This window comes from Promicromonospora sp. NPDC050880 (genome assembly GCF_044456525.1).
Classification (GTDB): Bacteria; Actinomycetota; Actinomycetes; order Actinomycetales; family Cellulomonadaceae; genus Promicromonospora.
Window position 1 is genome coordinate 1 of record NZ_JBITFV010000022.1, and the last position, 16,334, is coordinate 16,334.

A 16,334-nucleotide genomic window follows, 5' to 3' on the forward strand; every position below is an offset into this window, starting at 1 on the left:
GGGCGGCGCGGGGCGGGACCGGGGCCGCCCGGCGCCCCCCCCGGCCGCGCTCGCCGGCGCGGCCGGGGGCGGCGCCCCCCCGGCGGGCGGCGCCGCGGCGCCGCCGGCCAGTCCACCGGTCGTGACCAGCACGAGCGCAACGGTTGCGACCGTCGCCGTCCGCCGAGGTCGTGGAACCGTCCGCACCGTGTGAGCCGCAACAGGCGGCCCGCCCGAGATTCTCATGTCCCGTATGTGTGGCGAGCTCCCCGTTCTTTGCTGGTCGTGATGTCTTTCTCAGGACCTGGGGTTGGTTGTTGAGACGCTTGGCACACTATTTACTCAGGAGTGCGCGACACGACCCAGGCCCCGCAGCACGACCGCCGTGGCGAGCGCCGCCTCCGCCGCCTCCGCACCCTTGTCCTCGTGCGAGCCCTCGAGGCCTGCCCGGTCCAGCGCCTGGGCCTCGTCGTCGCACGTCAGCACACCGAAGCCCACCGGGACCCCCGTGCGGACGCTCACGTCCGTCAAGCCCGACGTCGCGGCCGAGCAGACGTACTCGAAGTGCGGCGTGCCACCGCGGATCACCACACCGAGCGCGACCACCGCGTCCGCTCCCCCGGCCGCCGCACGGGACGCCGCCACCGGCAGCTCGAACGAACCCGGTACCCGCACCTCGGTCCAGTCCGCGCCCGCTGCGACCAGTGCCCGGCGGGCCCCGGCCAGCAGCCCGTCCATGACCTGCTCGTGCCAGCTCGCCGCCACCACCACGACCCGCAGGCCCGTTCCGTCAACTGTCACGCTCGGTGCTCCGACGCCGCTCATGCGCATGCTCCTTCGTCCTGGTTGTCGATCTCGTCGTACTGGTTCTGGTCCAGGCGGTCGATGCGGTGGCCCAGCACCGTCCGCTTGGTCTCCAGGTACCGGTGGTTGTGCACGCCCCGGCCGACCACCAGGCTGCGGCGCCCGGCCACGGTCGTGCCCGCGGCGCGCAGCCCGGTCACCTTCTCCGGGTTGTTCGTCAGCAGGGTCACGTCGTCGAGCCCGAGGTCGGCCAGGATCGCCGACGCCGCTCCGTACTCGCGTGCATCGACCGGCAGCCCCAGGTCCACGTTGGCCTCCACGGTGTCCCGGCCGGTGTCCTGGAGGGCGTAGGCCTGGATCTTCGCGGCCAGGCCGATCCCCCGGCCCTCGTGGCCCCGCAGGTACACCACGGCACCGCCCTCGGCGGCCACCGCCGCCAGCGACGCCTCCAGCTGCGGGCCGCAGTCGCACCGCAGCGATCCCAGCCCGTCGCCGGTCAGGCACTCGGAGTGCACGCGCACCAGGCGCCCGTGCGTGCCGGGCGTCGTGCCCGTCGTCGCCGGGCCGGGCAGGCGGGCCGGCGTCAGGGCCAGGTGCTCCGCGCCCGAGTGCAGGTCGTGGTAGGCCACGACCCGGAAGTCCCCGAACCGCGTGGGCAGCGCTGCCTGCGCGACCCGCCGGACCCGGCCGGCCGGCGCAGGCGGAGACGACGGGGCGACGTCGGCGGCGGGGTCGTGGGCCAGACGCCACGCGACCAGGTCCGCCACCGTGAGCACCACGAGGCCCGTCTGCCGGGCGAGCTCCTCGGCCTCGGGCAGACGCATCACCGCGCCGTCGTCCCGGACGAGCTCGGCGATCGCGCCCACCTCGCCGAGGCTCGCCTGCGGTCCGCCGGCGAGCCGCACCAGGTCCACGGCGGCCTCCGTGTGCCCCGTACGCTCCAGCACGCCGCCGGGCCGCGCCCGCAACGGCAGCACGTGACCGGGCCGGATCAGGTCCCGGGGGCCGGTGGCGGGGTCGCCCAGCACCCGCAGGGTCCGCGCGCGGTCCGCGGCGGAGATCCCCGTGGTCACGCCCGTCGCGGCGTCCACCGACACCGTGTACGCCGTCGTCCTCGGGTCCTCGCTGCGCTCGACCATCAGCGGCAGACCCAGCGCGTCCGCCCGGTCCGCGGGCATCGGGGCGCACAGGTAGCCGGACGAGTGCCGCACCGTCCAGGCCACCCACTCGGGCGTGGCCGTGCTCGCAGCGAGCACCACGTCGACCTCGTTCTCCCGCCCGGCGTCGTCAGCCACCAGCACCGGGCGGCCCGCGGCCAGCTCGGCGAGAGCCTGCTCCACCGGCCCCCGTGCGACGTCCACCGCCCCTGCCGTGGGCCGCAGCGCCCCGCTCATCGCCCGGCTCCGGTCGTCGCACCGGCCGGCGTCCCGGTCCCGGCGGCCACGTCCGCCGCCCCACCCGGGACACCGCCGACCGCACCAGCCGCCAGGAGCCGCTCCACGTACTTGGCGAGCACGTCGACCTCCACGTTCACGACGTCGCCCGGGGCCAGCCCGCCGAGCGTGGTCGCGGCGAGCGTGGTGGGGATGAGCGACACCCCGAAGCCCTCGTCGGACACCCACGTGACCGTCAGCGAGACCCCGGACAGGGCGATCGAGCCCTTCTCGGCGACGTAGCGGGTCAGCGCCGCCGGCGCGGTGAACGCCAGGTCGTCCCAGCGCGGCCCGGGCGTGCGCCGGGCGAGCGTCGCCACGCCGTCCACATGGCCCTGGACCACGTGACCACCCAGGCGGCCGTGGGCCAGCAGGGCCCGCTCCAGGTTCACCCGGTCCCCGGGGGCGAGGGCGCCGAGGGACGTACGGCGCAGCGTCTCGGGCATCACCTCGGCCACGAAAGCGCCGTCGGCCACCGACGTGACGGTCAGGCACACGCCGTCGACGGCGATCGAGTCACCCGGGCGGGCGTCCGACGTGGCGAGCGGGCCGGCGACGGTCAGGACGGCGTCCGGCGCCGGCCCGCCGCCGGGGTCGCCGTCGGGCCGGACCAGCGAGACGACGGAGCCGAGCTCCTCGACGATTCCGGTGAACATCAGATCTCCTCCTCGGTGTGCCCGCCGGGGCGGCCGGCTGTACCGGGCCGGGCCCCTGCGGGGTCGGTACGACGGGCGACGAGCAGCATGTCGTCGCCCAGCCGCGTGACGTCGTGGGTGGTGAAGCGTGCGGCCTCGCCGATCGTGGTGACCCCCAGGTCGTTGACGGCCGGGGAACCCGCACCGAGCAGCACAGGGGCCACGTACGCGTGCAGCTCGTCGACGGCGTCCGCGGCCAGGAGGGCGGTCGCCAGGGCGGGGCCGCCCTCCACGAGCAGGTGCCGCACCTCGCGCCCGCCCAGCTCCCGGAGCGCGGCGTCGAGGTCGTGGGTCGCCAGGTGCAGCAGGGGGCCGCCCGGACCGCGCAGGCGGGCTCCGTCGGGCACCGTGCGGTGGCCGACGACGACCCGGAGAGGCTGGTGCTCGAAGAGGCTCCCGTCCACGGTGCGGGCCGTGAGAGCCGGGTCGTCGACCGCCACCGTCCCCGTGCCGACGGCGATCGCGTCCACCTGGGCGCGGACCGCGTGCGCGTGGGTGCGGGCAGCCGCCCCGGTGATCCAGCGGCTGGTGCCGTCGGCCGCGGCGACGCGTCCGTCGAGCGACGTCGCGAGCTTGAGCGTCACGTACGGCCGCCCCGTGCGCACGGCGCGCAGCCACGGACGCAGCAGCTCCTCCCCCGCCGCGGCGAGCAGGCCCGTGGCGACCGGGATGCCCGCGGCCCGCAGGCGCCCGGCGCCGCCCGTGGCCACGGGGTTGGGGTCCTCGACCGCCACGTGCACGGCGGCCACGCCGGCCTCGATCAGGGCGTCCGCGCAGGGTCCGGTGCGGCCGTGGTGGGCGCAGGGTTCCAGCGTCACGACCGCCGTCGTGCCCCGGGGGTCGACGCCGCCCGCCCGGGCGGCCGCCAGCGCGGCGGCCTCGGCGTGGGGCGTCCCGGCTCCGCGGTGGAAGCCCTCGGCGACGGTGCGGCCTGCGGCGTCCAGGAGCACGCAGCCGACGCGCGGGTTGGGGCCGTGGGCGGGGCCCTGCGCGGCGAGGTCGAGGGCCCGGCGCATCGCGGCTTCCAGGATGCGGGCGTCCGGCCCAGCCGGGCCCCGGTCCGGTGCGGAGGCCACGGGCGGCGCGGCACGTGGGCCGGTGGGCGCGGTCGAGCTGTTCTGCGACTGGGTCATGCCGTCCTTCCCGAGCGTCGGCGCTCCGGGGTCGGACGACGGGTACGCGGACGAGGACCGGACCGGTCCCGCCCGCGCGTACGGCGTCACGGCGCCGCACGTCCGCAGGACGGCCGACGCCGCACGTGCTTCCTCCCATCCGGACTTTCACCGTCGGTCCTGGAGTTCCACCAGGTCAACCGGATCCCTCCCGAAGGAAGGACCCGGGTCGCGGACTGTCACCGCCGGCTCGGAATTTCACCGACCCCGGAGCACGTGTGTGCGTACTGCTGATCGCCAGCATGCCACACCTCGCGCGGCACGCGACCATGGCCTGCGTCACAGGGACGCCGGTCCCCTCGTCACCGGGGCCTCTCCCCTGGGCTCGCCCGGCCGTCGGGGTGGGCACGACGCGCTTGGCACACTATTTTCACGGTCAGGCACGACGGCGCGTGCCAGCCTCGTCACGCGTCAGTGGACGTGCTTGCTCGCGAGCTCGCGCAGCGTCGCGATCTCCGCCGGGATGTCCTGGGCCCCGTACACCGCCGAGCCCGCCACGAAGACGTTCGCGCCGGCGTCGGCCGCGCGCTCGATCGTGTCGCGCGACACTCCCCCGTCCACCTGGATCCACACGTCCAGCCCGGACTCGCTCACGGCCTCGCGTGCCCGCCGGATCTTGGGCAGGGTGCCCTCGATGAACGACTGGCCGCCGAAGCCGGGCTCCACGGTCATCACCAGGATCATGTCGATCTCGGCCAGCAGGTCCAGGAACGGCTCCACCGGGGTGGCCGGCCGCAGCGCGACGCCCGCGCGCGACCCCAGCCGCCGCAGCTCGCGCGCCAGGCGCACGGGCGCCTGCGCGGCCTCCGCGTGGAACGTGACCGACGCCGCCCCCGCCTCGGCGAACGCCGGCGCCCACCGGTCGGGGTTCTCGATCATGAGGTGGGCGTCGAGCGGCACCGGCGACACCTTCGCGAGCCGCTCGAAGACCGGCAGCCCCAGCGTCAGGTTGGGCACGAAGTGGTTGTCCATGACGTCGACGTGGGCGTAGTCGGCGTCGGCGATCCGGCCGAGGTCGCGCTCCAGGTTCGCGAAGTCGGCGGACAGGATGCTGGGGGCGATGAGGGCTGCCATGATGCCAAGCCTAGGGCGCGCACCCCGCTGCCACGCGCCGCGCGCCACCGACGGACCGGGAGCGACGATGATCCCCGAGGTGAACTACTGGGCTGTTGTGGCGGCCACCCTGTCCACGCTGGTCGTGGGCTCGGTCTGGTACACGCCGAAGGTGTTCGGCACCCGCTGGATGCGGCTCGCCCGGGTCGACCCGAAGGCGGCGCAGGCCGCGGGCATCTGGCCCATCGTCGTGACGGTGCTGGTCAGCTTCCTGACCGCCTGGGTGCTGGCCGGTGCGGTCTACATCTCGTGGGAGTTCTACCAGGGCGGCTTCCTCTCCGCGGCCGTGGTGACCGGCGTGCTGCTCTGGATCGGGTTCACGGCGGCGCGGATGATCACGCACGACGCCTTCGAGGGCCGCCCGCCGGCCCTGACCACCCTGAACCTCGCGCACGAGCTGGTCACGGTGCTGGTCATGGCCGTGATCATCGGGGTGTGGCCGCCGGCGGGCGTCTGACCACGACCGCCTGGCCACGGCCGGGGCGGGCGGGACCGCCCCGGCCGTCACGCGGTCCGGCGCAGCAGCGTCAGGTGCATCGCGTCCGTACCGTGCACGTGCGGCCACAGCTGCACGTCGTCCCGGCCGCCCAGCGGGATCTCGGCGTCCGGGCGCACCACCGACCGCACCACGGCGGGCGCGTCCAGGCGTTCGACGTCGTCCCGGCGGCGCAGCACGTCCGCCACGACGAGCTGCGTCTCGGCCAGGTGCGGCGAGCACGTCACGTACGCCACCACTCCCCCGGGCCGGACGGCGTCCAGGGCGCTCGTCAGCAGCTCGCGCTGCAGCCCCGTCAGGGCGGCGAGGTCCGACGGCGTGCGGCGCCACCGGCTCTCCGGCCGACGGCGCAACGCGCCCAGGCCCGTGCAGGGCGCGTCGACCAGGACCCGGTCGTAGGCACCGGGCTCGTCGACGCCGACCTCGCGGCCGTCGCCGGTGCGCACCTCCTCGACGGCGCCGTCCGGCAGGGCGGCCAGCGCGCCGGCGACCAGGCGGGCGCGGTGCGGGGCCACCTCGTTGGCCACGAGCCGGGCACCGCGCTGCGCGGCCAGGGCCGCCAGGAGAGCCGCCTTGCCGCCCGGGCCGGCGCACAGGTCCAGCCAGCGCGCGTCCGAGCCCTCCAGAGGGGCCGCGGCCAGGGCCAGGGCGACGAGCTGGGACCCTTCGTCCTGCACGCCCGCCAGACCCTCGCGGACCGCCGGGACGCCGGACGGGTCGGAACCCTCCAGCCGCAGCGCGGTGGGCGCCCAACGGCCGGCGACGAGGTCGACGTCGCCCCAGGCGTCCTCGTCGGCGGCGTCCACCAGACCGGGCCGCGCCACCAGGGTGACCCGGGGTGCGGCGTTGTCGGCGGCGAGGAGGTCGCCGATCTCGTCCGCCGCGCGGCCGTTGCCGGCCAGCGCCTCGCGCAGCGCCCGGACGACCCACAGCGGGTGGGACTGGGTGGCGGCGAGGCCCGCGAGGGCGTCGGGCGCCTCCTTCTCGAGCACCGACAGCCACTCGTCCGGCGTGCGTTCCGAGACCCGGCGCAGCACCGCGTTGACCATCTGCGCCGGGCCGGCGCCGACCCGGTTGCGGGCGAGCCCCACGGTCTCCGAGACGGCGGCGTGCACGGGCACGCGCATGCCGAGGAGCTGGTGCGTCCCGAGCCGCAGCACGTCGAGCAGCGCCGGGTCCAGGCCCGGCAGCGGTCGGTCCACGCAGGTGGCCAGGATCGCGTCGTACCGCCCGCGCAGCCGTAGCGTGCCGTAGGTCAGCTCGGTGGCGAACCCGGCGTCGCGGCCGCGGATGCGCCGCTCGCGCAGGAGCGGCGGCAGCACCAGGTTGGCGTACGCGTCGGACTCGTCGACCTCGCGCAGCACGTCGAACGCCGCCGTCCGGGCGGGGTCGGTGCGCTTGCGCCGTTCGGAGGGCGCCTGGGAGGTCCGTGACCGGTCGTCGCCGCGGAACCGTGCCGCGGAGCGCTGCCGCCCCGACGCGTTGCGCCGCTCGTCACCGGCCGCGCGGCCGCCGTCGCGCGAACCGCCGTGCGAACCGCCGTGCGACCCGCCCCGGGAGCCGCGGCCGCCGTCGTACCCGCTCATGCGACCACGTCCGTGGCACCCGCCGCGGCGCCCTGCGCGCCGGGCGTCCCGCTCGGCGCCGCGTGCTCCGCCCGTGCGTCCAGCACGAGGCCCGCCTCGACGAGCGCCCGTCCCCCGCCGCGCGCCCAGTCGGGTGCCGGCATGGCCTTCTTGCCCACGGGCCGCACCTCGCCCAGCGCGACCGCGTGCGTGGCCGTGCCCACCAGCACCTCGCGCTTGAGCGCGCGCACCTCGCCGGCACGCAGGTCCACGACGTCGGGCCGCGGCGAGACCGGTCCGATCCCGAGGCGCGAGCCGTCGGGCAGGAGGGTCCACGCGCCGGGTGCGGGCGTGCAGCCGCGCACGAGCCGGTCGACCGCGAGCGCCGGGTCGGTCCAGGTCACCCGGGCGTCCTCCGTGGTGAGCTTGGGCGCGACGGTGATGCCGTCGGCGGGCTGGGGCTGCGGCTGGAGGGTGCCGTCCTCGAGGGCGTCGAGGCTGGCCACGAGGAGCTCGGCGCCGGAGACGGCCAGGCGGGCGAGGAGGTCGCCGGAGGTGTCGGTGGGCCGGATGGTCTCGGTGGTGGTGCCGAGCACGGGGCCGGTGTCCATGCCCTCGTCGAGCAGGAAGGTGGTGGCTCCGGTGATCTCGTCGCCGGCGATGACGGCGCGCTGCACGGGGGCAGCGCCGCGCCAGGCGGGCAGCACGGAGAAGTGCAGGTTGACCCAGCCGAGGCGGGGTACTGCCAGGACGGCGGGGCGCAGGATGTGGCCGTAGGCGACCACGGGCGCGGCGTCGATGTCCAGGTCGCGCAGGCGGGCGACGAACTCGTCGCCGCGGGGGGTGTCGGTGATGACCGGGATCCCGGCCTCCTCGGCCCGGGCGCGCACGGGGCTCGGGGTGAGCTTGCGCCCGCGGCCCGACGGCGCGTCGGCGCGGGTCAGGACGGCGACCACCTCGTGGCGGGAGCGCAGGAGGGCGTCGAGCGAGGCGACTGCGGGTTCGGGGGTTCCGGCGAAGAGAAGACGCACCGGGCCAGTCTAGGTGTGCGGGGTGACCGGCGCGGCGCGGGCGGCACGGGCCTGGGTGTCCGTGCCCGGTCGCGGCGTGGGTCCGGCCGGTGCGGTGCGGCGGGTGCGGTGCGGCGGGTGCGGTGCGGCCGGCGCGGTGCGGCGGGTGCGGGTGATTCGCCCGTCGCGACACCGGTGCGCGCAAGGACGGTCCCTGCCGCGACACAGTCGGGTACCACGTTCCCGGTCACAGGAGGGCCCGCATGCGCCGTCACGAGGATCCGACCGGTCGCCGGGCTGCTGCCCGGGCCGGGTACCGCGCGCTGCTCGTCGTGCCCCTGGTGGCGCTCTGCGCCGTCCTGCCGGCGGGCTGCGGGGCGGACGCCCCGGCGCCGCCGGGCCAGGACATCGGCGGAGCGGGCTTCGCCGAGGTGCTCGCCCTGCCCGCACCGACGGCCGACTACGCCTGGTACCCGGAGTCGGTCACGGCCGCCCTCCCGTCGGTCCGGTACCTCGACGCGGGCGAGGCGCACGCCTCCGAGCTGGCGGCGGTGGGCCGGTTCACGGACTGGGCACAGGGCACGCCGGAGGACCCGAGCCGGGCGATGATCGACCTGCGGTTCGAGGTGGACGAGGTCGTCGACTCGCTGGGTGACCTGGGGCTGGAGGGCCGGGCCGTCACCGTGCACGTGGACGTGGACGGCCGGGCCGACGTCGAGCGGGTGGCCGGGGAGCTGGTCGCGCTCGGCGACGTGGTGCTGTTCCTGACGCACGTCGGCCCGGAGCCGTGGCCGCCACCGGAGTGGGTCATCGTGTTCGACGACGCGTTCCTGGGCGACGTGCACGACGACGGCACGCTGACCTGGCCGGTCGCGGACGCCATCGCGGCTGCCGGACCGGGTGACTCCCGCCCTGAGGCCGATGTGGCCTCTCTCGAGGACCTGCGGGCCGCGGCGCCGTCGGACCTCGTCGTCGACCTCTCCGGGAGCTGATCCGCCCTAGCCGGCCACCGGGAGCCCGAGGGCACGCAGGTCCCGCCGCAGGGCGCCCGTGTGCGTGAACACGATCCCGTGGAACCCGACGCCGCGGGCGGCGTCCACGTTGACCACCTTGTCGTCCACGAAGACCGCACGCGCCGGGTCGACGCCGAATCGCTCGACGACCAGCTCGAAGATGCGCCGGTCGGGCTTGGCCATGCCCTCGCGGCCGGACACGATCACGTCGTCCATCAGCCCGATGGCCGGCGCCGCGGGCTCGGCGCTGTGGAACGTCTCGGCCTGCCAGTTGGTCAGCCCGTAGAGCCGGAGCCCGAGCTGCTTCAGCTCGGAGACCAGCTCCGCCGACCCGTCGATCGGCCCGGTCAGGGAGAGCTCGTAGTGCTCGACGTACCGGCGCAGATCCTCCACCAGGTCCGGGTGGGTCCGGGCGACGCGTTCGAGCAGCACCGCGTACGGCGTGCCGGCGTCGGCGGCGTGGTTGATCGCCCCGAAGTCCACGGCCTCGAAGAACGCCTCGATCTCGCTCCGCGGCCGGCCCTCGTACGGCCCGAACGGGTCCCAGCCGACCAGCACGTTCCCGAAGTCGTAGACGACGGTGTCGATAGCCGTGTCGACGGCAGGGTAGGTCACGGGGTGGGTCTCGGAGCTCGTGCTCACAGCATCTCCTTCGGGTCGAGCTGGACGCGGACGGTACCGCCCTCGCGTCGCGCGGAACGGACCGCGAGGCTCGTCCTGAGCCTACGGGCCAGCTCGTCGCCCTGGGCCAGAGGCACCCGCAGCACGGTGCGGACGGGCAGGTCGAGCGCCTGCACCCCGCCCCCGCGTGAGCCGCCCGACGGCGCCGCGCCGCCCCGCCCGCCGGGGCCACGACCGCCGTCGGGGTCGATCTCGACCGGACCCAGCACGCCCGACCCCGAGCCCAGGTCCTCGCGGAGACCCACCCGGGCCACGACCGCGTCCACCGCCGCGCGGTCCCCCGTCACCGCGGCGACCCGCACGGCCGGCGGCAGGTGCAGCTCGGCCCGCTCGTCGAGCTCGCGCGCCGCGAAGCCCGCCGGGTCCCAGCGCACCAGGGCCTGCGTGGGACCGGGCGCGCCGTCGCCCACGAGCAGCACCTGCCCGTGCGGTCCCGGGCGGACCAGCGACGCGGCGGCCAGCCAGCGGTGCAGCGCCTCCGTACCCGCGGCGAGCCCCGTGCCGCCGGTCATCACGGCGGCATCCAGCAGGAGCGCGGTCGCGTACCCGGTCGCCGCGACCGGCTCGGCGCCCGGGGTCGCCACGACGAGCGCGGGCGTGGCGGGCACGGAGTCGATCACCCCGCCCGGGGCGGACGCCGACGACAGCCGGACCGGCACCCCCGTGAACGCCCGGCCGAGCTCCTCGGCGGTGCGGGCCGAGCCCACCCGGACCGACCGCAGACCCGTCCACCCGCACTCCGCGCAGCGCCAGCCGCCCGCCAGGCGCCCGCACCACGTGCACTGGGGCGCGCCGTCGGCGTGCGGCAGGCCCAGCGGGCCGTGGCAGTGGGCGCAGCGGGCCGCGACCCGGCACCGCGAGCACGCGACGACGGGCAGGTATCCCGACCGCGGCACCTGGACCAGCACGGGGCCGTTCTCCAGGGCGTCCCGCGCGGCCCGCCACGCCACGGACGGCAGGCGGGCGGCGGCCGCGGCGCCGTCCCGGGCCAGCTCCACGGACGTCAGCGCCCGGACGCGCGGAGCCCTGGCGCGCACGACGTCGCGGGCCGCGGCGAGCTCGCGCGCCCAGCCGGACACGAGCAGCGCCTGCGCCTGTGCCGTCCGCCCCGGGGAGCCCAGCAGGAACGCGGCCCCCTCCCGCTCCGCGCGCAGCGCCAGCACGTCGCGCGCGTGCGGGTACGGTGCGTGGGGCTCGGCCAGGGTCTCCTCGCCGTCGCCCCACAGGACCACGAGGCCGAGATCGGCGACCGGCGCGAACATCGTGGCGCGCGTGCCCACCACCACCCGTGCGGCGCCGCGCAGCGACCGCAGGAACGCGCGGTACCGCGGTGCGGGCCCGTCGTCCGCCAGCAGCCGCACGACGTCGTCCTCGGCTAGGCCCGCGCCCTCCAGCGCCGCGCCCACGCGCGCCGCGTCCCGCGCGTCCGGCACCACGACGAGGGCCCCTCGCCCGCCCGCCACGCACGCGCGGACCGCCTGCGCGACGGCGGCCGCCCAGTGCGGGGTCGCCGCGTCATCGGTGTCCGTGCCCACGCCGGGCAGCGCCGACCACACCGCTCGCGGTGCCTCGCCCGCCAGGATCCGGCGGAGGTACGCCTCCCCGCCGCGGTAGGGGGCCCACGCGGAGACCGGACGCCCGCCGTCGCCGTGCGGGGGTTCCTGGCGGCCGGGCACCGGACCGGACGGTTCCTCGGCCGCCGCCTCCTTCTCGACGCGCGCGTGGCGCGGCGGCACCGCCAGCCGGAGCACGTCGGCCAGGGTGCCCGCGTAGCGGTCCGCGACCACACGGCAGAGCTCCAGCACCTGGGGCGTCAGCACCCGCTCGCCGGACACCACCTTGCGCAGGGGCACGAGCCGCCCGTCGTGATCGGACGTGGCCAGGCGCGCCACGACGTACCCGGCGACCTCCTGCCGCCCGAACCGGGCCTTGATCCGGACACCGGGCTGCGCGTCCTGGTCCATGGTGGCCGGGACCAGGTAGTCGTACGGCTGGTCGAGGTGCGCCGGCTGCAGGTCGAGCACCACCCGTGCCACCGGGAGCGTCGCGGCGATCGGGATGCCGTTGGTCTCGGCGTTGCCCAGCGGGTCCCTGGCCCGCGGCACGCCAGGCCCGGCGTCCTCGCCCCCGACCTCGTCGAGCCCGAGCAGCGCCTCCTGCTGCGCCGCGACCCTCCCGGCCTGGCTCGTTGCCCCGTTCACGCCCCTATCCCATCACGCGCCACCCACACTCCGCCTCGCCCGGCCGGACTGCTGGGACCGGTGGGCACGGGGCCACGGGGGCGGCGAGTGCGGCAGGGCTCAGAACAGGCTCTGCAGGTCGGCCACGCGGTCGGTGCGCTCCCACGTGAAGTCCGGCAGCTCGCGGCCGAAGTGCCCGTAGGTGGAGGTGGCCCGGTAGATGGGGCGCAGCAGGTCCAGGTCGCGGACGATCGCGGCCGGGCGCAGGTCGAACACCTCGGCGATCGCGGCCGTGATCCGGCCCACGGGCACCGTCTCCGTGCCGAACGTCTCGACGTACAGCCCCACCGGGTGCGCCTTGCCGATCGCGTAGGCCACCTGCACCTCGCAGCGTCGCGCGAGGCCCGCGGCGACCACGTTCTTGGCCACCCAGCGCATGGCGTACGCACCCGACCGGTCCACCTTCGACGGGTCCTTGCCGGAGAACGCGCCCCCGCCGTGCCGTGCCATGCCGCCGTAGGTGTCGACGATGATCTTGCGCCCCGTCAGGCCCGCGTCGCCCTGCGGCCCGCCGATCACGAACTTGCCGGTCGGGTTCACGAACTGCTTGGCACCCGACCACTCCAGGCCCGCGGCGTCCAGCACGGGTGCGATCACGGCCTCGGCGACCTCGACGTGCAGCTTCTCCTGGAGCACGTCCGCGTCGTGCTGCGTGGAGAGCACCACGGTGTCCACCACCACGGGGCGGTCGCCGTCGTAGCCGACGGTCACCTGCGTCTTGCCGTCCGGGCGCAGGCCCAGCAGCTCGCCCGACTTGCGGACCGCGGCCAGCCGCTCGGACAGCCGGTGCGCCAGCCAGCCCGCCACCGGCATCAGCGACGGCGTCTCGTCCGACGCGTACCCGAACATCAGGCCCTGGTCGCCCGCGCCCTGCGCGTCCAGCGGGTCGAGGTCGCCGGAGTCGTCCCGCAGCTCCAGCGCCTTGTCCACGCCCTGGGCGATGTCGGGCGACTGCTGCCCGATCGACACCGAGACGCCGCAGGAGTCGCCGTCGAACCCGATGGCGGACGACGTGTACCCGATGCCCCGCACCACGTCCCGCACGATCTGCGGGATCTCGACGTAGGCCTCGGTGGTGACCTCACCCGCGACGTGCACCAGCCCCGTGGTGACCATGGTCTCGACCGCGACGCGGGAGGTCGGGTCCTGCTCCAGCAGCGCGTCCAGGATCGCGTCGCTGATCTGATCACAGACCTTGTCCGGATGACCCTCGGTCACGGACTCGGACGTGAAAAGGCGCAGCTCGCTCATGGGCACCAGCCTACGGTCTCGCACAGCGAACAGTCGATCCTGAAAGGTGAGACGGCGGTCACGGCAGCCGCTTGACCTTCAGGAACGCCGGATCCACACGGTTCGTGCTCATGGCAGCAGCTTGGCGACGGCGTCCCACAGGGCGTCGGCCACCTCGCGCTTGGTCCCGGAGGCCTGCCCGACGACGTCGCCGGCGCCGTCCAGGATGGTCACCTCGTTGCCGTCGGTGCCGAACCCACGGCCGGAACCCACGGCGTTCACCGCGATCAGGTCGGCGCCCTTGCGCCGGGCCTTGGTGCGGCCGTGGTCCAGGACGCTGCCGGAGGCGTCGCCGGTCTCCGCGGCGAAGCCCACGACCACCTGACCGGGACGCAGCCGCTGGTGCGCGATCTCCGCGAGGATGTCGGGGTTCTCCACCAGCTCGATCGGCGCGGGCCCCTGGCCCGGCACCTTCTTGATCTTCGCGTCGGGCGCGGTCGCGGGCCGGAAATCTGCCACGGCGGCGGCCATCACCACGACGTCGGCGTCCGCGCCGGCGGCCCGCACCGCGTCACGCAGCTCGGCGGTCGACTCGACCCGCACCACCGAGCAGGAGGCCGGACCGGACCCGGCCTGCCCGGCCGACACCTGGTCGGTCACGTCCTGCGCGAGGTTGGCGGCCACGAGCGTGACCGTGGCACCCCGGTCCAAGGCCGCCTGCGCGAGGGCGACGCCCTGGCGACCGCTCGACCGGTTGCCGATGAACCGCACGGGATCGATGGGCTCGCGGGTACCACCCGCCGAGACGACGACCCGGCGACCGGACAGGTCCTGCGGGCCCGTCCGCGCGGCGCCCGTCTCCACGAGGGAGAGCGCCTCCCGCGCGATGTCCTCTGGCTCGGGCAGCCGGCCGGGACCGGTGTCCACGCCGGTCAGCCGGCCGGAGGCGGGCTCGATCACGTGCACGCCACGCTCCCGGAGCGTGGCCACGTTCGCCCGCGTGGCGGGGTGCTCCCACATCTCGGTGTGCATCGCCGGAGCGAGGACCACCGGGCAGCTCGCGGCGAGCAGCGTCGTGGTCAGCAGGTCGTCGGCCCGCCCGGTCGCGGCACGTGCCATGAAGTCGGCGGTCGCGGGGGCCACGATCACCAGGTCGGCGCTCTTGCCCAGCGCCACGTGCTGCACGCCGGGCACGTCGTCGAACACCTCGGTGCTGACGGGCTCGCCTGACAGCGCCTCGAAGGTGGGCGCGCCGACGAACTCCAGGGCGGCGCGGGTGGGAATCACGCGCACGGCGTGCCCCTGCTCACGCAGCAGGCGCAGCAGCAGGACGGCCTTGTAGGCCGCGATCCCCCCGGACACACCGAGCAGGATCCTCATCGGGACACATCCATCGCGGGGCCGGACGACCGTGCGACGTGGCCGGTCAGGCCGGGAACTCGGGCAGGGCCTGCTCGGCCTTGGCCGCGGCGGCCGCGTCGGCCTGTGCCTGCACCTCGGCCGGGTCGACCTCCTCGATCGTGAGGAGGCCCTGGTTGATCTCGCGCATGGCGATGGAGAGGGGCTTCTCCTGGTTGCGGGTCTCGACGAGCGGGCCCACGTTCTCCAGGAGGCCCTCGTTGAGCTGCGAGTAGTACGCGTTGATCTGACGGGCGCGCATGGAGGCGTACAGCACCAGGCCGTACTTCGAGTCGATGCGCTCGAGCAGCTCGTCGATCGGCGGGTCGGTGATGCCCTCGGGCGTGGCGACGGTTCCGGCCATGATGAAGCTCCAGAAGTCTCAGTGGTGGGTGGTGACAGAAGAAGTCCGAAGAGAGAGTCTACCCGCTCCCGTGCACGAAGGCGCCGCTCAGGGGGCTCCTCCGCCGCGCCGGGTACGCTCGCCCGCCGCTACCCGGCGACCGGTGTGGTGGACCCCACACCCATCACGGACACCAGCGCGTCCGTGGCCCGGTGCACGTCGTCGTTGACGATCGTGACGTCGAACTCCTTCTCGGCGGCGAGCTCGACGCGCGCCGTGGCGAGCCGGCGTTCCCGCTCCTCGGAGTCCTCCGTGCCCCGGCCCACGAGCCGGCGGACCAGCTCGTCGAAGCTCGGCGGGGCGAGGAAGACGAACCGGGCCTGAAGGCCCGAGGCCGTCACCGCGTCACGCACCTGGCGCGCGCCCTGGAGGTCGATCTCCAGGAGGACGGGGACCCCGGCCGCGAGCTTCTGCTCGACCGGCCTGCGCGGCGTCCCGTACCGGTTACGACCGTGCACCACGGCCCACTCGAGCATCTCGCCGGCCTCGACCATGCGGTCGAACTCCTCCGGCGACACGAACAGGTAGTGCACTCCGTCCACCTCGCCCGGGCGCGGCGACCGGGTGGTCGCCGACACGGAGAGCCAGACCTGCGGATAGCGGTCCCGCACGTCGGCGGAGACCGTGCCCTTGCCCACCGCGGTGGGACCTGCGAGCACGGTCAGCCGTGCGGGTTGTGTCGTACTGATCTCAGCCAAACCTCTCGATGAGCGCCGCCGTCTGGTGCGGTCCGAGACCTCGGACGCGGCGGGTCTCGGCGATCCCGATCTCTTCCATGATCGCCCTGGCCTTAACCTTACCGACCCCGGGGAGCGACTCGAGCAACGAGACGACCTTGAGCTTGCCCACGACGTCGTCCTGCCGGCCCTGCTCGATGACCTCCTTGAGGGAGCCCTGCGAGTACTTGAGCTTGTTCTTGATCTCGGCCCGTGCGCGTCGCGCCTCGGCGGCCTTCTCGAGTGCTGCCGCACGCTGCTCGGGTGTGAGGGGAGGTAGTGCCACGCAAGTCACCTACTCGTGTCTCGACCGGTCTCCTGGCTCGGACGCCGGTCCTCGCTCGGGCCGGATGCCCAAGTCCGTGACCTGGTCCGCAACCGGTCTG

General features: G+C 75.4%; 16 protein-coding genes and 1 riboswitch. Of the genes, 2 read left to right on the forward strand and 14 right to left on the reverse strand.

Annotated features, from left to right (window positions below):
* Positions 1–321 precede the first annotated feature (321 nt).
* The 5 genes from ribH to rpe form a co-directional block, all read right to left on the reverse strand.
* Positions 322–804 carry a 6,7-dimethyl-8-ribityllumazine synthase gene (gene ribH, locus ACIBBF_RS23300; protein WP_397418194.1) on the reverse strand — a complete coding sequence of 161 codons (483 nt, stop codon included), beginning with the start codon at positions 802–804 and terminating at the stop codon, positions 322–324.
* Entirely contained in the window at positions 801–2,177 is a 1,377-nt protein-coding gene (gene ribB, locus ACIBBF_RS23305) for a 3,4-dihydroxy-2-butanone-4-phosphate synthase (protein WP_397418196.1), read from the reverse strand. The genes ribH and ribB overlap by 4 nt, the downstream gene beginning before the upstream one ends.
* The gene (locus ACIBBF_RS23310; RefSeq protein WP_397418198.1) at positions 2,174–2,872 is read right to left on the reverse strand and encodes a riboflavin synthase; all 699 of its coding nucleotides are present in this window, start codon (positions 2,870–2,872) and stop codon (positions 2,174–2,176) included. Before ACIBBF_RS23310 ends, ribB begins: the two co-directional genes overlap by 4 nt.
* A complete protein-coding gene (gene ribD, locus ACIBBF_RS23315; RefSeq protein WP_397418200.1) occupies positions 2,872–4,044 on the reverse strand; it encodes a bifunctional diaminohydroxyphosphoribosylaminopyrimidine deaminase/5-amino-6-(5-phosphoribosylamino)uracil reductase RibD in 1,173 nt (390 codons plus the stop codon). The genes ACIBBF_RS23310 and ribD overlap by 1 nt, the downstream gene beginning before the upstream one ends.
* A gap of 121 nt (positions 4,045–4,165) precedes the next feature.
* Positions 4,166–4,303: riboswitch (FMN riboswitch) on the reverse strand.
* A gap of 191 nt (positions 4,304–4,494) precedes the next feature.
* The gene (gene rpe, locus ACIBBF_RS23320) at positions 4,495–5,157 is read right to left on the reverse strand and encodes a ribulose-phosphate 3-epimerase (RefSeq protein ID WP_397418202.1); all 663 of its coding nucleotides are present in this window, start codon (positions 5,155–5,157) and stop codon (positions 4,495–4,497) included.
* Between the two features lie 67 nt (positions 5,158–5,224).
* On the opposite strand from rpe, the gene ACIBBF_RS23325 reads away from it, so the two are divergent.
* Positions 5,225–5,653 (forward strand): DUF1761 domain-containing protein, encoded by a 429-nt coding sequence (locus ACIBBF_RS23325; protein WP_397418204.1) that lies wholly within the window; start codon positions 5,225–5,227, stop codon positions 5,651–5,653.
* Between the two features lie 47 nt (positions 5,654–5,700).
* Here ACIBBF_RS23325 and ACIBBF_RS23330 read toward each other — a convergent pair whose 3' ends face one another.
* Both ACIBBF_RS23330 and fmt read right to left on the reverse strand, forming a co-directional pair.
* Complete coding sequence (locus ACIBBF_RS23330; protein ID WP_397418207.1) at positions 5,701–7,278, reverse strand: RsmB/NOP family class I SAM-dependent RNA methyltransferase; 1,578 nt, start codon at positions 7,276–7,278, stop codon at positions 5,701–5,703.
* Positions 7,275–8,288 (reverse strand): methionyl-tRNA formyltransferase, encoded by a 1,014-nt coding sequence (gene fmt / locus ACIBBF_RS23335; protein WP_397418210.1) that lies wholly within the window; start codon positions 8,286–8,288, stop codon positions 7,275–7,277. The genes ACIBBF_RS23330 and fmt overlap by 4 nt, the downstream gene beginning before the upstream one ends.
* A gap of 242 nt (positions 8,289–8,530) precedes the next feature.
* On the opposite strand from fmt, the gene ACIBBF_RS23340 reads away from it, so the two are divergent.
* Positions 8,531–9,259, forward strand: a complete 729-nt coding sequence (locus ACIBBF_RS23340; protein WP_397418213.1) for a hypothetical protein — start codon at positions 8,531–8,533, stop codon at positions 9,257–9,259.
* A gap of 6 nt (positions 9,260–9,265) precedes the next feature.
* Here the strand turns inward: ACIBBF_RS23340 and ACIBBF_RS23345 are convergent, their stop codons facing one another.
* The 7 genes from ACIBBF_RS23345 to mihF form a co-directional block, all read right to left on the reverse strand.
* Positions 9,266–9,922, reverse strand: a complete 657-nt coding sequence (locus ACIBBF_RS23345) for an HAD family hydrolase (protein ID WP_397418216.1) — start codon at positions 9,920–9,922, stop codon at positions 9,266–9,268.
* Positions 9,919–12,162 carry a primosomal protein N' gene (locus ACIBBF_RS23350; RefSeq protein WP_397418219.1) on the reverse strand — a complete coding sequence of 748 codons (2,244 nt, stop codon included), beginning with the start codon at positions 12,160–12,162 and terminating at the stop codon, positions 9,919–9,921. Before ACIBBF_RS23350 ends, ACIBBF_RS23345 begins: the two co-directional genes overlap by 4 nt.
* A gap of 99 nt (positions 12,163–12,261) precedes the next feature.
* Entirely contained in the window at positions 12,262–13,452 is a 1,191-nt protein-coding gene (metK, locus tag ACIBBF_RS23355; RefSeq protein WP_397418222.1) for a methionine adenosyltransferase, read from the reverse strand.
* Positions 13,453–13,560: 108 nt separating this feature from the next.
* Positions 13,561–14,811: a bifunctional phosphopantothenoylcysteine decarboxylase/phosphopantothenate--cysteine ligase CoaBC gene (coaBC, locus tag ACIBBF_RS23360; protein ID WP_397418225.1), complete on the reverse strand. Its 1,251-nt coding sequence runs from the start codon at positions 14,809–14,811 to the stop codon at positions 13,561–13,563.
* Positions 14,812–14,857: 46 nt separating this feature from the next.
* Positions 14,858–15,193 carry a DNA-directed RNA polymerase subunit omega gene (gene rpoZ, locus ACIBBF_RS23365; protein WP_397418228.1) on the reverse strand — a complete coding sequence of 112 codons (336 nt, stop codon included), beginning with the start codon at positions 15,191–15,193 and terminating at the stop codon, positions 14,858–14,860.
* A gap of 128 nt (positions 15,194–15,321) precedes the next feature.
* Positions 15,322–15,891, reverse strand: coding sequence for a guanylate kinase (gmk, locus tag ACIBBF_RS23370; protein WP_397418231.1), 570 nt, complete (start codon positions 15,889–15,891; stop codon positions 15,322–15,324).
* Between the two features lie 31 nt (positions 15,892–15,922).
* Positions 15,923–16,234, reverse strand: a complete 312-nt coding sequence (gene mihF, locus ACIBBF_RS23375; RefSeq protein ID WP_119145571.1) for an integration host factor, actinobacterial type — start codon at positions 16,232–16,234, stop codon at positions 15,923–15,925.
* Positions 16,235–16,334: the final 100 nt, after the last annotated feature.